Annotated in this window: 11 protein-coding genes and 1 riboswitch; of the genes, 6 read left to right on the plus strand and 5 right to left on the minus strand. The window is 69.7% G+C overall.

The genetic code is table 11. The annotated features are described in order from the left end of the window. Positions 1-261: 261 nt before the first annotated feature. On the plus strand, positions 262-1080 hold the full coding sequence (locus tag ACH4YP_RS26070; protein WP_361055040.1) for an HAD family hydrolase: 819 nt from the start codon (positions 262-264) through the stop codon (positions 1078-1080). A 277-nt stretch (positions 1081-1357) separates the two neighbouring features. Here ACH4YP_RS26070 and ACH4YP_RS26075 read toward each other — a convergent pair whose 3' ends face one another. From ACH4YP_RS26075 to ACH4YP_RS26090, 4 genes are all read right to left on the minus strand, one after another. Then, a complete protein-coding gene (locus ACH4YP_RS26075) occupies positions 1358-2092 on the minus strand; it encodes a transglycosylase SLT domain-containing protein (RefSeq protein ID WP_398492821.1) in 735 nt (244 codons plus the stop codon). 3 nt (positions 2093-2095) lie between these two features. Next, a riboswitch (cyclic di-AMP (ydaO/yuaA leader) is annotated at positions 2096-2260 on the minus strand. Between the two features lie 356 nt (positions 2261-2616). Next, positions 2617-3537 carry a DUF5959 family protein gene (locus ACH4YP_RS26080; protein ID WP_398492823.1) on the minus strand — a complete coding sequence of 307 codons (921 nt, stop codon included), beginning with the start codon at positions 3535-3537 and terminating at the stop codon, positions 2617-2619. 100 nt (positions 3538-3637) lie between these two features. Beyond that, positions 3638-5632 (minus strand): CocE/NonD family hydrolase, encoded by a 1995-nt coding sequence (locus ACH4YP_RS26085; protein WP_398492825.1) that lies wholly within the window; start codon positions 5630-5632, stop codon positions 3638-3640. Positions 5633-5660: 28 nt separating this feature from the next. After that, positions 5661-7190 (minus strand): peptide MFS transporter, encoded by a 1530-nt coding sequence (locus ACH4YP_RS26090; protein ID WP_398492826.1) that lies wholly within the window; start codon positions 7188-7190, stop codon positions 5661-5663. Positions 7191-7544: 354 nt separating this feature from the next. Here ACH4YP_RS26090 and ACH4YP_RS26095 point away from each other — a divergent pair, with 354 nt between their 5' ends. The 5 genes from ACH4YP_RS26095 (at position 7545) to ACH4YP_RS26115 (ending at position 13488) form a co-directional block, all read left to right on the plus strand. Next, positions 7545-8555 (plus strand): polyprenyl synthetase family protein, encoded by a 1011-nt coding sequence (locus ACH4YP_RS26095; RefSeq protein WP_190231051.1) that lies wholly within the window; start codon positions 7545-7547, stop codon positions 8553-8555. Between the two features lie 218 nt (positions 8556-8773). Then, complete coding sequence (locus ACH4YP_RS26100) at positions 8774-9799, plus strand: CHRD domain-containing protein (RefSeq protein ID WP_398492828.1); 1026 nt, start codon at positions 8774-8776, stop codon at positions 9797-9799. 411 nt (positions 9800-10210) lie between these two features. Continuing rightward, positions 10211-11452 carry a DUF2092 domain-containing protein gene (locus ACH4YP_RS26105; RefSeq protein ID WP_361071147.1) on the plus strand — a complete coding sequence of 414 codons (1242 nt, stop codon included), beginning with the start codon at positions 10211-10213 and terminating at the stop codon, positions 11450-11452. A 73-nt stretch (positions 11453-11525) separates the two neighbouring features. Then, a complete protein-coding gene (locus ACH4YP_RS26110; RefSeq protein WP_398492830.1) occupies positions 11526-12593 on the plus strand; it encodes an ABC transporter ATP-binding protein in 1068 nt (355 codons plus the stop codon). After that, on the plus strand, positions 12580-13488 hold the full coding sequence (locus ACH4YP_RS26115; RefSeq protein WP_398492832.1) for an ABC transporter permease: 909 nt from the start codon (positions 12580-12582) through the stop codon (positions 13486-13488). Before ACH4YP_RS26110 ends, ACH4YP_RS26115 begins: the two co-directional genes overlap by 14 nt. A 40-nt stretch (positions 13489-13528) precedes the next feature. Here ACH4YP_RS26115 and ACH4YP_RS26120 read toward each other — a convergent pair whose 3' ends face one another. Next, positions 13529-14110: a flavodoxin family protein gene (locus ACH4YP_RS26120; RefSeq protein ID WP_398492834.1), complete on the minus strand. Its 582-nt coding sequence runs from the start codon at positions 14108-14110 to the stop codon at positions 13529-13531. Positions 14111-14145: the final 35 nt, after the last annotated feature.

The raw sequence follows: 14145 nt of genomic DNA on the forward strand, positions 1-14145 counted from the left end.
GAGCGGCGCGCGGGTCGTGTGCGTGCGGCGACCACTGGACAGGGCCGGGCATGGGGAAACAGGGGCCCGGGGATGGGCGACGGGCCGGTTGACCGGGGGCGGGGGAGCGGGCCGGGCATGGTCAACTGATCCCCTTCGCCCGCGATTTGCCTCCGGGCGGCCGACGGATGGTGCCTGTGACGACCTCTGTGCCTGACGAGATACCGGACGACGTCCGGTTCCCGTCGAGTCGTTGGGGCGTTCGATCCGTATTCTCTGATCATGGCCGCACCGATTGCATATTCACTCATCGCCACTGACCTGGACGGGACGTTGCTGCGAGGCGACGACACCCTGTCGGACCGGTCACGCGCCGCGCTGGCGATGGCAATCGGGAGAGGTGCCAGGCACCTCGTGGTGACGGGGCGCCCGGCACCACGCGTACGCCCCCTGCTGGACGAACTGGGCAGCCGGGGACTGGCGGTGTGCGGTCAGGGGGCGCAGCTGTACGACGCCGGCGCCGAGCGCATGGTCTGGTCGGTCACCCTCGACCGCGAGCTGGCCGAGACGGCGCTCGGCAAGATCGAGGCGGAGGTCGGTGACGTGTACGCCGCGGTCGACCAGGACGGGGTCGACGGACTCACGCTCATCGAGCCGGGGTACGAGATGCCGCACCCGACACTGCCCGCGGTACGTGTCCTGCGCCGCGACGACCTCTGGACGGAACCCATCAGCAAGGTGCTGCTGCGCCATCCCCTGCTGTCCGACGACGAGTTGGCGTCCGCGGCCCGCGGAGCGGTCGGTTCCCTCGCCACGGTCACGATGTCCGGCCCCGGCACCGTCGAACTCCAGCCATGTGGCGTGACCAAGGCGACGGGTCTCGCCCTGGCGGCCGAACACCTCGGCCTCACTCCCGCCACCACGATCGCCTTCGGTGACATGCCCAACGACATCCCGATGTTCGACTGGGCGGCCCACGGCGTCGCGATGGCCAACGCCCACCCCGAACTCCGGGCGGTGGCCGACGAGGTGACCCTGTCGAACGAGGAGGACGGCATCGCGGTGGTGCTGGAACGGCTCTTCGACTCGCGGCGGCCCTAGGGCCCTTCTGATGGATCTCCGCGGCGTCGCGACGCCCGGCACGCACGCTCGCCGCACGGCGCGAAGGGCCAGGTGGCTCCGCCACATGACCCTCCACACCGCACGCCGATCGCACGCACCGACCGCCGCTCCTTCTCCCACGGAGATCCATCAGAAGGGCCCTAGTTCTTCGCCGGGAGAAGTCATGGCGGCGGGCCCGCGGAGAGGTCGGCTCCCCTCGCCGCGGGCCCGCCCGGCATCGGCGGGGCCGATATCGGCCCCGCCGATGCCGGCCCGCTCAGTAGGCCCCGAAGACGTTGTCGATCGAGCCGTACCTCGCGGCGGCGTAGTTGCACGCCGCCGTGATGTTGGCGACCGGGTCGAAGGGGTCCATCGAGGTGCCGGCCACGTGGTAGGCGTTGAAGGTCGGGTCGATGGTCTGGAGGAGCCCCTTCGACGGCGTGCCGGCAGCGGCGTTGGAGTCCCAGTTGTTCATGGCCTGCGGGTTGCCCGACGACTCGCGCATGACGTTGCGGTAGATGCCGTCGTACGACCCCGGGATGCCCTGCTGGGCCATGATGTCCAGCGACTCCCTGATCCAGCCGTCGAGGTTGTTCGAGTACGTCTTCGCGGCGGCGGGGGTGACGGTGGACGCCTTGGTCGCCGTGGCCGTCTTCGCCGAGGTCTGGGCGTTCTTCGTGCCGACCGTCAGCTTGAGGCCCGGGCGGATGACCGCCGGGTCGTCGCCGATGACCGCGCGGTTGGCCTTGTACAGGTTCTGCCAGCCGCCGCTCGTGGAGTGCTTCTTGGCGATCTTGGTCAGGGTGTCGCCCGCGACCACCTTGTACGTGACGAGCGAGACCTGCGGGACCGCGGCCGGTGCGACCTGGGCGGCCTGCGTCGGCTGTGCGGCGTGGGCGCCGGTCGCCCCCACGAGGGGGAGCGCGAGCGCGGCTCCGCCGGTTCCCGCGGCGACGATGCCGCGCGTGAGGGTGTTCATTCTGGTGCGGCGGTGCTTGCCTCGTGCGGCCATGGCGCGTTTCCTCTCCGACGCCTGCGAGGTGAGCTGTCGGGTTCGGGCGGGAGCTGCCCGGCCGCATGCTGCACGCGGCTTCACCCCGAGCCGTTCCGGAATCCGGACCGGCGGCCTACCTGGGTCCCCCGCTCCTGCCGTACGCGAGTGAATGGATGGTTGGGATCTCCGGGCGGCGGCAGGATTAGGCGGTCCATCCGGAGTGACGTGAACGTATGCGAGAGCACATGCCGTGAACAAGCCCGGAATTCGCATGGCTATGCCATTTGCCTGTTCAGGGCAGATGGGAATTCTTGATCCATTCGGAAGGTGAAGTTCAACTTGCTTTGAGCAAAGGTGAATCGGCCGACTTGGCAAATCGGCGGCCCCGAGCGGACGTGACCCAATTCACTGGTGCAGGTAGGGAATTAAGTGCGTCCAGTGCGTAATACGGGCAAGTCGGGCGGAGTCTGGATGTCCGCCCAGTCGGCATAAGGTGCTACTTGTCCGTAAACGTTCTCGCTGCCCTTCGGAGTTCCGGAGAGTCAGTCTTCTGGGTTCCAGAGGGTCAGTACGTCACGCAGTTTCTGCCGGTGGCTGTCGATCCAGTTCCGGGGAAGATCGACGGGTACGCACACGGTGGCCATGGAAATCGTGTCGTCCTCCACGATCACCTCGGGGCAATCCCGTTCTCCCGTAAGCCGAATGGAAATCGACGGTCCTCCCTCGACCGTCATCCACGAGATGTCCTCGCCGCGGTCCGACGCGGCGTCCAGGGCGCGCCCCCAGGCCTCAAGTCGGCGGCGCCACAGCGCGAGTTCGAGGCGGCCACGGACGAAAGGCGTCTCCACGACGATCTCGGCCGCCAGGCCCGCCGCCATCAGCGGGTGCCGGCCGAGGACCGTGATCCTGACCGAGTTGCCCTCCTCGTCGGCGAGGAGCGCGAGGTCCGTCGGGCCGGTGCGGTGGTCGGCCGGGAGGTCGGCGTCGCACAGGGCGCAGACGAAGTGGGCGTCCTGCACGGAGTTCCATCCGGAGCAGGACGGGCAGCGGCGGTAGGTGATCGGGTGGGTGTAGCCGCCGGTGTGGGCGCCGGTGCGGTCGATGCCCGCGCGGGTGAGGGCCGCCGCGAGCGATCGCCACGACTCGGGGTCGGGGCAGTAACCGGTGGACTGGTTGCTCGCGTACGTGACCGCCCAGCCGGACGAGGTCCGTGCGAAGCCCAACTCCCCGGCGGCGCGCACCGGTTTCCCGTCCGCGCAGGCCACGTGTTCGGAGCGGCGTGGAGCCAGGCGCAGGGTCAGGGAGGCGTCGACGACGAAGGTGAACGGTTCGGCGAGTTCGTCGGCGGGGCGGGCGCACAGGAAGGCGTCGAGGTCGGCCGGGGTCCGGATCCGGGCGCCGCCCCCGCCAGGCCGGGCTGCCTCCCTTATGTCTTCGGGCCCCACATAGGCGTACGCGGTCATGGGGTCCCTGCATACGCGTTTGCGGTCGTGGGACCTACACGCGCGACTGCGGTCGTGGGGCCCACGTACGCGTTCGCCGTCATGCGGGGAGCGTACGAGCTCAGCCCGCGGTCCGCGGAATCCTTTTCTCCCAGGTGCGGTGGAACACCACCTCGTCACCGTCCTTGCAGATCACCTCGTTCGAGGTGATGAAGTCCGCCTCGTCGCAGGTTGTTTCGGAGTGCGACTCGACGCTCGCGTCCCACGGGAGGTCCGGTCGGTGCAGCCGGACGAACCAGTCCGAGCGGGCGCTCGCCGACAGCGGGTCCGACTCGACGATCGTGTACGTGTCCAGGGCCTCCTCGGTGAATTCGAGGCCGTCGGGATACACCCGGGTGCCTCCGTACCGCGGGTCCACCTCCAGGCGCCACTCGCCCTTGGCGACATCGCGGACGACCAGACGCTCGGGGCGTGGCTCGTCCAGTGTCGCGGGGAAGTTGACCCCCATGGGCTCCGCCACCTCCGGTTCCTCGAAGGAGACGGACGGGTCCGACTCCTGTGCGCGGAGCGGGAGTTCCAGCACGCTCCCCGAAGGGGTGAGGGTGAAGCCCGCCTCCGAACCGGGCTGGGGCCAGATCCACGGCCAGTACGCGGAGGAGACGGCGAGCCGGACGCGATGGCCCGGAGGGAAGGCGTGGCCGATGGCGTTCAGGTCGAGAACCACATCCTCCGTAGAGCCCGGTTTCCAGGGAACGACCTGGTCACGGCCATGACGGGCTGACAGGTTCAGGACGCCTCGGGTGACGAGGGTCGAGGAGCCGTCGGGGGCCACGTCGCAGATCCGGGCCACTACCTGTCCTCGCGTCGCCTCCGTGGTGAGCCTCAGGCGCACGCGCGGGCGGCCCAGTACCCAGATCTCCTCCGGGACCTCAAAGTCGAAGCACGCCGACCTCGCGTCCTCGTCCCGCTGGTCGGGTGGCAGGTCCGCGTCGTTGCCGAAGGGGAAGAAACGGCCGGCGTCCACCCCCGTGTGCTGAGGGGACCGCACCGCCACGGGCTCGCCCTTGAGCGCGTACGTCACCGGGGCCACCAGAGGAGAGGGCCAGGCCGGATCGCCGACCCAGCGGCCCGGCAGCGTCGGGTACACCGTCGCGGGCGGGTGGGAGTCGCTGACGTACGAGCGCAGGAGCGGCTCCGACATGATCCCGGTCTCCGTGTCCTTGAGCCAGTGGTCCCACCAGCGCAGCGTCTCCTGGAGGAAGCCGATCGCCGGGCCGGGCGGCAGCCCCCGGTCGGGGTACTGGTGCGACCACGGCCCGACGATCCCCCGTACGCGGTCGGCCGGGAGATGTTCCACCAGACGCAGGACCGCGTCCCGGTACGGGTCGTGCCAGCCGCCGACCGCGAGCACCGCCGCCCCGATCGCCGAGTAGTCCTCGCACACGCTGCCGCGGCGCCAGTGGTCGTCCCTCGTCTGGTGCGCCAGCCAGGTGTGCAGGAACGGATCGACCATCTCCAGTCGTTTGACCCACAGGTCGTGCCAGACCTCGCCCGCGTACACCGGATCGGGTGGGCGGGAGACGAACGCGAGCATGGTCGCCGCCCACGCGTGCATGTCGACGGCGAGTACGGAACCACCCATGTAGTGCACGTCGTTGTCATAGCGGTCGTCCGTCGAGCAGACGGTGACCACCGCCTTGAGCGGCTCGGGCGCGAGGGCCGCGATCTGGAGGGAGTTGAAGCCGCCCCAGGAGATGCCGAACATGCCGACCCTGCCGGAGCACCAGGGCTGGGCGGCGAGCCAGTTGACGACCTCGACCCCGTCGGCCAGCTCCGTCGCCGAGTACTCGTCGCCGGGCATGCCCTCGGAGTTGCCGTGCCCCCGGATGTCCACGCGTACGGAGGCATAGCCGTGCCCCGCGTACCAGGGGTGGCGCTGCCAGTCGCGCGGGGCCGTCCAGTCGGTCAGTCGGTAGGGCAGGTATTCGAGCAGGGCCGGTACGGGTTCGTCGGTGAGCGGGCGCCACACGCGCGCGTAGAGCTTGGTTCCGTCCGGGAGGGGAACGCGGAGGTCGTCGTGAGTCGTCTCGTAGGGGAAGGACGTACGGATGCGCATGGCGGTGACCTCCAGGGCCTGTGGGGTCTCAGTGGACCGGGTGCATCGTGCGGCGCAGCCAGGGTGCGGCGGCGATCACGAGCAGGCCCGCGGCGACCGCGATCGCGCCGTTGACGCCGAAGTAGGCGGGCTTGGAGACGTCGTCGTAGAGCTTTACGGTCTGGGCCTGGATGCCGTTGGCGAGGGCCAGCGAGAGGAACCAGAGGGACATCGTCTGGCTGGCGAAGGCCCGCGGGGCGAGCTTCGTGGTGGCCGACATGCCGGAGGTCTCCAGGAGGATGTCGCCGAGCCCCAGCAGGAAGTACGAGCCGACGATCCACCAGGCCGACATCAGGTAGTCGTCGTTGTCGTGGCCGGAGGTCGGCAGCACCATCAGGAGGAAGGACAGGCCTCCCAGCACCACCCCGAAGGCGATCTTGTTGGAGGCGTGCGGCTGGCTGTGCCCCATCCGCACCCACAGCGCGGCCACGACCGGGGCGAGCGCCACCTCGAAGGCGCCCAGGGCGGACGCGTACCAGCTGGCGGGGAAGTCGAAGCCGAGGATCGTCGTCTCGGCGTTCGACGCGGCCAGCAGCATCATCGTCGAGTACGCCTGGAAGAGGATGAAGTTGAAGACCGTGGAGGCCAGGAACAGCACGATGTACGGGCGCAGCCGGCCCCGTTCCCCGGGAGTCACCCGGGGACTCCTGAACATCACCGCGAAGTAGACCACCGGCGCGATCACCGAGATCAGGGTCAGCAGGTCCACGAAGCGGCCCATGGTCAGCCATCCGGCGGCGGCCAGCAGGACCGCGAGGACGGCCACCGCCAGCAGGCCGAGGACGATCAGGCGGACGGCCCTGCGCATGGACGCCGGCGGCAGCGCGAATTCGGCCGTGTTCCTGCGCCCGGCCAGGTGACGGCGGCCCGCGACGTACTGGATCAGACCGAAGGTCATACCGACCGCGGCCGCCGAGAAGCCCCAGTGCCAGCCCTGGTGGTCGCCGAGCCAGCCGGTGATCAGCGGACCCGCGAAGGCGCCGATGTTGATCGCCATGTAGTACACGGCGAAACCGGCGTCGCGGCGGTCGTCGTCGGTGCGGTAGAGCTTGCCGACCATCGTGGCGACGTTCGGCTTCAGCAGGCCCGTGCCCGCGCTGATCAGGCCGAGTCCCGCCCAGGTCATGGCCGCGGTGGGCACCGCCATCGCGTAGTGGCCGCAGGCGATCAGGACGCCGCCCCACAGGACCGCCCGGTACGAGCCGAGGATGCGGTCGGCCAGCCAGCCGCCGGCCACCGAGACCAGATAGACCAGCGTCCCGTACGCGGCCGAGACGGACGCGGCCGTTCCGGCGGACATGCCCATGCCGCCGTGGGCCACCGTGTCCGCGAAGTACAGGACGAGGATCGCCTGCATCCCCAGGAACGAGAACCGCTCCCAGACCTCCAGGCCCGAGAGGGTGAGCAGGCCCCTGGGCTGGCCGAAGAAGGCATGGTCGTCGGCAGGGTCCGAGGGCGGACCACCGGGTTCCGGATCTGGCTCCGGATCAGGGTCGGACTCGATCGTGTCGCGGGACAAGAAGCATCACTTCCTGAAAAATGGCTCACTTTCAGGACGTACCGCATGTGTCGTCCGTACCGGATGTATCAGTCGTATCGGCAGATCAAGAACATACCGTCCGTGATCGGATACCGCCCGGTCGGCGGCGGGGGGCAAAAGGGGGCAGGTGGAGCGTGTCAGGCAGGGTGATGGCAGGTGGCGGGCGGGCGCTCACTGTGATCGAAAGGCGACCGGATACGCTGACTTGAGTGCCAGCAGCGACACATCGACAAACACCCACAGCATCCGCAGCACCTGTAGTACCCAGCAGGCCCAGCACACCCAGAGCATCCAGAGACCGCCGTTGAGAGCGTCAGCAGACAGGAGACCCTCGTGACCGTCGTCGGGCCGTTCGGGCTGAGCGTGCGGGACCAGGCTCTCGAAGCCGATGTCCAGGCCGGATTGGCGGCTGTCGAGGAGGGACTGCTCGAGGCCACCAAGAGCGAGGTCCCGTTCATCACGGAGGCCGCGCAGCACCTCGTGCGCGCGGGCGGCAAGCGGTTCCGGCCGCTGCTCGTGACGCTCGCCGCGCAGTTCGGCGACCCGTACGCGCCGGGTGTCGTGCCCTCGGCCGTGGTCGTCGAGCTGACCCACCTCGCCACGCTGTACCACGACGACGTGATGGACGAGGCGGACGTGCGCCGCGGGGTGCCCAGCGCCAACAGCCGCTGGGGCAACTCGGTCGCGGTCCTCACCGGCGACTTCCTCTTCGCGCGGGCCTCTCACATACTGGCCGACCTCGGCCCCGAGGCCGTACGCATCCAGGCGGAGGCGTTCGAGAGGCTGGTCACCGGCCAGATCCTGGAGACGGCCGGCCCGCGCGACGGGCGCGACCCGATCGACCACTACATGGACGTGCTCAGCGGCAAGACCGGCTCGCTGATCGCCGTGGCGGGACGATTCGGCGCGATGATGTCGGGCGCCGACGAGACGGTCGTCGACGTGCTGACGCAGTACGGCGAACGGCTCGGCGTCGCCTTCCAGCTCGCCGACGACGTGCTGGACATCGCCAGCGACACGCGCGAGTCCGGCAAGACGCCGGGCACCGACCTGCGCGAGGGCATCCCGACGATGCCCGTGCTGCGGCTGCGCGAGCGGGTGGAGCGGCTGGGGCTCGCCGAGGACATCGCGCTGTCGGAGCTGCTCGCCTCGGACTTGTCCGACGACGCGCGCCACGCCGAGGCGCTGGCCAGGCTGCGGGTGCACCCCGCCCTGGACCAGGCCCGCCGCGACACCGTGCGGTACGCGGAGGACGCCCGCGCCACGCTGGCGCCGCTCCCGGAGTGCGACGCGAAGGCGGCGCTGGTGGAGCTGTGCGACGCGGTGGTCCACCGGGCGGGCTGACCGCGCGGTGGTGCGCCGGGCGGTGGTGCACCGGGCGGGCTGACCTGCGTGTCTGCCTGTTCTTCTGCAGGATCCCCTCGGTTTCTGCTCCAGGATCCCCTTTGCGTGTGACGCAGGTCACATCCTTGGAATGAGTCCAATCTAGGATCCGTTCCGTAGTTCAAGCACAGAAGCTGATGCAGGGGGCATCAGCGGAACTACGGGGAGAAAAAAGAATCATGGGGACGATCGTTACGTTCGCACAGCGTCGTAAGAGCCTCGTCATGACCGGCGTCGCGGTGGCCACCGCGGCCGGAGTCGCCGCCGCCGTCATCCCGGCGGTCGCCGACAGCGGGAGCTCCGGCAAGGGTTCGAGCGCGAGCGCGGGCCACTCGGGGCACGGGGACAAGTCCATCGAGGTACAGAGCGGCGCTCTCGCCGGCGGCAGCGGGGGCACCATCCTCGCCGCGAGTCTGAACGGCGCCAACGAGGTGCCGGTGCAGGGCGGCCCCGCCGTCGGTGACAAGGACGGTGCAGCGCTCGAGTTCGTCAAGGTCAAGGGGGACAAGGTGTCCGTCGCCGTCAAGTGGCGCGGCACCGGCAAGCCGACCCTGCTCCACATCCACCAGGGCGCGAAGGGGGTCAACGGCGGTATCAAGGTCGACTTCACCAAGCTGCTGGACAACGCCAGGGGCCGCACGGTCACCGGCACGGTCAAGGTCGAGGACGCCGCCCTGCTCGGGCAGCTGAAGGCCGACCCGGGCAGCTTCCACGCCAACCTGCACACCGCCGAGTTCCCGGGCGGAGCGGTCCGCGGCCAGCTCCACAAGGTCACCACGAAGTTCGACTTCCGGCACGCGCTGAACAACTTCCAGGCGTCCGTCATCAAGGGCAAGCAGATCTACGAGTGCAAGAAGGCGGCCGACGGCACCACGTCCTTCGCCCAGCGAGACGTGCTCGCCGTGCTCGGCGGTCCCATCGCGCACTCGTTCGTGAAGCCCAACTCGGGTACTCCGCAGTGGATCTCGGCCGACCGCAGCGCGGTCACCGGCGCGCTGATCTCCAAGACCCCGAACGGCGACAAGAACATCCCCGAACTGGACCTCAGGGCCACGCAGTCCGGCAAGCACCGGGGGCTGCTCGCGGGCACCGCGGAGATCCTGCGGCTGAACACCGTGGGCGGGGTTGCTCCGGCCGGGTCCTGCAAGGTGGGCAAGATCGTGGGAGTTTCGTACGGGGCGGACTACGTGTTCGTGAACCGGTGAACGGGTGAACGGGTGAACGGGTGAACTGCCCACTGACCACCGGCTGATCCACCGAATCCGGAAGCGGACCGTCCGAAACAGGAAGAGCTCCACCCGAATCCGGAAGCGGCTCCACCCGAACCAGGGAGCGATCCACCCGGATTCGGCAGCGATCCTCCCGAATCTGAAGGGGTTTCACCCCGCTCCGGCGAGATACACGGACGGCGTCTTCCCCGTACGACCCCTACGGGTCGGGGGAGGCGCCGTCCACCCATGTCATACCGCAGGTGTACACGGAGTTGGCTCCGAGGTCTGACGCTTTCCGCCGGCCGGTTTGGTCAGATTGGACACATCGATTCACAGGAGTTCGGGTGACAATGGCGGCGGGGATGGACGAGTGCATCAGCCGCCGACAACGGAGGTAGGGCACACATGGCACCGTACGAATCCGACGACAACACGAACGAGGACCCGCGCACCGGCCGACGCAAAGCCGCTCGGTACGCCGTTCCCGTCGCGGTGCTGGGGGTGGCGGCCGTGACCATCGGGCTGGTCCCGGCGTTCGCCGGTTCCGGCGACCCGGACCTGCCGGACATCACCGCCCAGCAGCTCATCGAGAAGATCGCGGCGTCGGACGTACAGCAGCTGTCCGGCACGGTGAAGATCAGCACGGACCTCGGCCTGCCGAACCTCGGCGGGCTGGAGAGCAGCCTCGGCGGCGGAGTGGGCGGGCGTGAGGAGTCGGGTTCCTCGGCGGACCCGTCGTCCAAGCTGCTTGAACTGGCGTCCGGTACGCACACGTTGCGGGTCGCGTCCGACGGCGAGGACAAGCAGAAGCTCTCACTGCTCGACAAGGCCGCCGAGTACAGCGTGATCCACAACGGCGACGAGGTGTGGGCGTACGACAGCGCGTCGAACGAGGCGTACCACGTGAAGGACTCCTCCGGCGCCGCCGAGAAGGGGGCGAAGGGCAAGGCCGACGACGTGCCGGCCACGCCCAAGGAGCTGGCCGAAGAGGCGCTGAAGGCGGCCGACGACACGACGTCCGTGACCGTCGACGGTACGGCGCAGGTCGCGGGCCGCGACGCCTACAAGCTGCTGATCAAGCCCAAGACGTCCGGTTCGACGGTCGGCGCGATCTCCATCGCGGTGGACTCGAAGACCGGTCTGCCCCTGAAGTTCACACTGACCCCGGCGAGCGGCGGCGCGGCCGTCATCGACGCGGGCTTCACCAAGGTCGACTTCTCCAAGCCGGCCGCGTCCACCTTCGACTTCAGCCCGCCCAAGGGCGCGAAGGTCACCGAGGGCGACGAGGCGAAGTCCGAGGGCCGGGCGGACCGGGCGCGGCCCAAGGCTGGCGAGGACCTGGGCAAGGAGTTCGAGGGCGGCGAGGACCTGGGCAAGGAGTTCCAGGGCCTGAATGTCATCGGTGAGGGCTGGAGCTCGATAGCCCAGTTCGACACCGGCGGCGAGGGCATGCCGTCCGGGTCCTCCGGCGCGGGTGACGCGGGCCGCTTCCTCGACTCGCTGGGCGACCACGTGACCGGCAAGTTCGGCTCGGGCACGGTCTTCTCGACCCGCCTGGTCAACGCGCTCATCACGGACGACGGCAAGGTCTACGCGGGCGCGGTCACCAAGGACGCGCTGGTGAAGGCGGCCAACGCGGCGAAGTAGCGCACGCGGTCCCGGTAGGCCCTGTGGGAAAGGCGAAAGCGTCCCCTGTGGGAAAGGCGAAGTGAGGGAGTCGATGGCGGAACTGTCCACCGCGGACGGGGACATGGCGAGTGAGCGCGACAGGGCCGACGCGGGCGACACCGCGGAGGCCGGTGGCACGGCGAAGGCCGGTGACACGCCGGCGGACGTGGCAGCGACCGCGGACACGGGTGACACCGTGATCGCCACCCGCGCCCTCACCAAGCGCTACCGCGGCGGACAGCTCGCCGTCGACGGCCTGGACCTGGCCGTCCCGGCGGGCAGCGTCTTCGGCTTCCTCGGGCCGAACGGCTCCGGCAAGACGACCACCATCAGGATGCTGATGGGCCTGATCGAGCCGACCTCCGGGACGGTGCGCGTGCTGGGGCAACCCATGCCGCGCGCCACCAGCGCCGTGCTGCCGCACGTCGGCGCGCTCATCGAGGGACCGGCTCTCTACGGCTTCCTCTCCGGCCGCGACAACCTCCTGCGATACGACTCGGCCGACCCGACCGCCGACCCGCGCACCCGGCGTACACGCGTCGCGGCCGCGCTCGACCGCGTCGGCCTGACGGCAGCCGCGGGTAAGAAGGCGAAGGCGTACTCCCTCGGGATGAAGCAGCGGCTCGGGCTCGCGGCGGCGCTGCTGCAGCCCCGCAGGCTGCTCGTGCTGGACGAGCCGACCAACGGGCTCGACCCGCAGGGGATGCGGGAAATCCGTTCCCTGGTAAGGGAGTTGGCGTCGGAAGGCACCACCGTCTTCCTCTCCTCGCATCTGCTGGACGAGATCGAGCAGGTGTGCACGCACGTGGCGGTGATGGCCCAGGGCCGGCTGATCACCCAGGGACCGGTGGCCGACCTGGCGGCGGGCGCGCGCGGCCGGCTCGTCGTGACGACACCGGATCCGGGCGACGCGGCCCGGGTGCTGAAGGAACAGGGCGTGAGCGATGTCGTGGTCGCCGAGGACCGGGTGACGGCCGAGCCACCGGACCGTGAGCTCGCCGAGGTGAACGCGGCGCTGGTCACGGCGGGCGTCCGCGTCCGGGGCTTCGGGGTCGAACGGGCCTCGCTGGAGGACGCGTTCGTGGCGCTCACGGGGGAGGGATTCGATGTCGCGGGCTGAACTCACCGAACCGCAGGCCCAGGCCGCGAAGACAGCCGCCGGCGCACGGACGGCGACCCCGCTGTGGACGCTCGGTCTGCTGCGCAACGAGCTGGGCAGCACACTCCGGCGGTGGCGGACGATCGCGCTGCTCGGCGTGCTGGCCGCGGTGCCGGTGCTGGTCGGGATCGCGGTGAAGATCGAGACGAGCGACGGCTCGTCGGCCGGAGGCGGCGGGGGCGAGGGGCCCGCCTTCATCGCGCAGATCACCAACAACGGACTGTTCCTGGTCTTCACCGCGCTCGCCGCCACACTGCCGTTCTTCCTGCCGATGGCGGTCGGTGTCGTCGCTGGCGACTCGATAGCCGGCGAGGCCAACGCGGGGACACTGCGCTATCTGCTGGTCGCCCCGGCCGGCCGGACCCGCCTGCTGATCACCAAGTACGCGACCACGCTGGCCTTCTGCGTCATCGCGACCCTCGTGGTGGCGACCTCGGCGCTCATCGTGGGCGCGCTCCTGTTCCCGCTGGGCGAGCTGACGACGATCTCCGGCACGCGGATCAGTTTCGGCGAGGGGCTCGGGCGGGCGCTGCTGATCGCGCTGGCCGTCGCCGCCTCACTGATCGGGATCGCGGCCCTCGGCCTGTTCGTCTCGACCCTGACGAACAGCGGGATCGCGGCGATGGCGACGACCGTCGGCCTGCTCATCACCGTGCAGATCCTCGACCAGATCCCCCAGCTCCACGCGATACAGCCGTACTTCTTCTCGCACTACTGGCTGTCCTTCGCCGACCTCATGCGCGACCCGGTCTACTGGGACGACCTGATACGCAACCTGCAGCTCCAGGGGCTGTACGCGGCGGTGTTCGGAGCGGCGGCGTGGGCGCGGTTCACGGCGAAGGACATCACCGCCTAAGGCGCACACCGGCCGTGGGACCCGCTGGTGCCGAGAGGCCTCAGCTGTCGTACGGGAAGCGGGCGAGCGGGGGCTCCTGCGCGAAGAAGGTCTTGGCGCGGGTCAGGGCGGCGGTGTCGGTCAGGACGTCCCCGGGCTTGCTGCCGTTGCCGAGGAGGACGCCGCCGAACCGCATCCCCATGTACGCGGCCGAGTGGCTGAGCGTGCCTACCAGCGGGTTGGCGACCTCTTCCTCCTCGTGCGCGAGGGCGGTGACGCCCCACAGGGTGCGCCCGGCCATCGTCTTCTTGAAGCCGAGGCCCGGGGTGCGCAGCCAGCCCGACCAGTGGTCCAGGTAGCGCTTGGTGTGCGCGGACACGGAGTACCAGTACAGCGGGGAGGCGATGACGAGGTCCGTCGCGGCGAGCGTGGCGTCGAGCAGCAGCGCGGTGTTGTCGCCGGACGGCCGGACGTGGTCGCTGTCGTGGCGCAGGTCCTCGAAGTCGGGCATCGGGTGCTCGGTGAGACTGAGCCAGCGCTGTGTGATGTCGGCCGGCAGCTGTTCCGCGGCCCTGCGGGCCAGCAGCTCGGTGTTGCCGCTGTCGCGGGCGCTGCCCAGGAGGAAGAGGAAGTGGCGGGTCATGAGCGGCTCCGTCATGGAAGGCGTACGACGACTGC

The organism is Streptomyces sp. NPDC020747 (genome assembly GCF_044334695.1).
Taxonomy (GTDB): Bacteria; Actinomycetota; Actinomycetes; order Streptomycetales; family Streptomycetaceae; genus Streptomyces.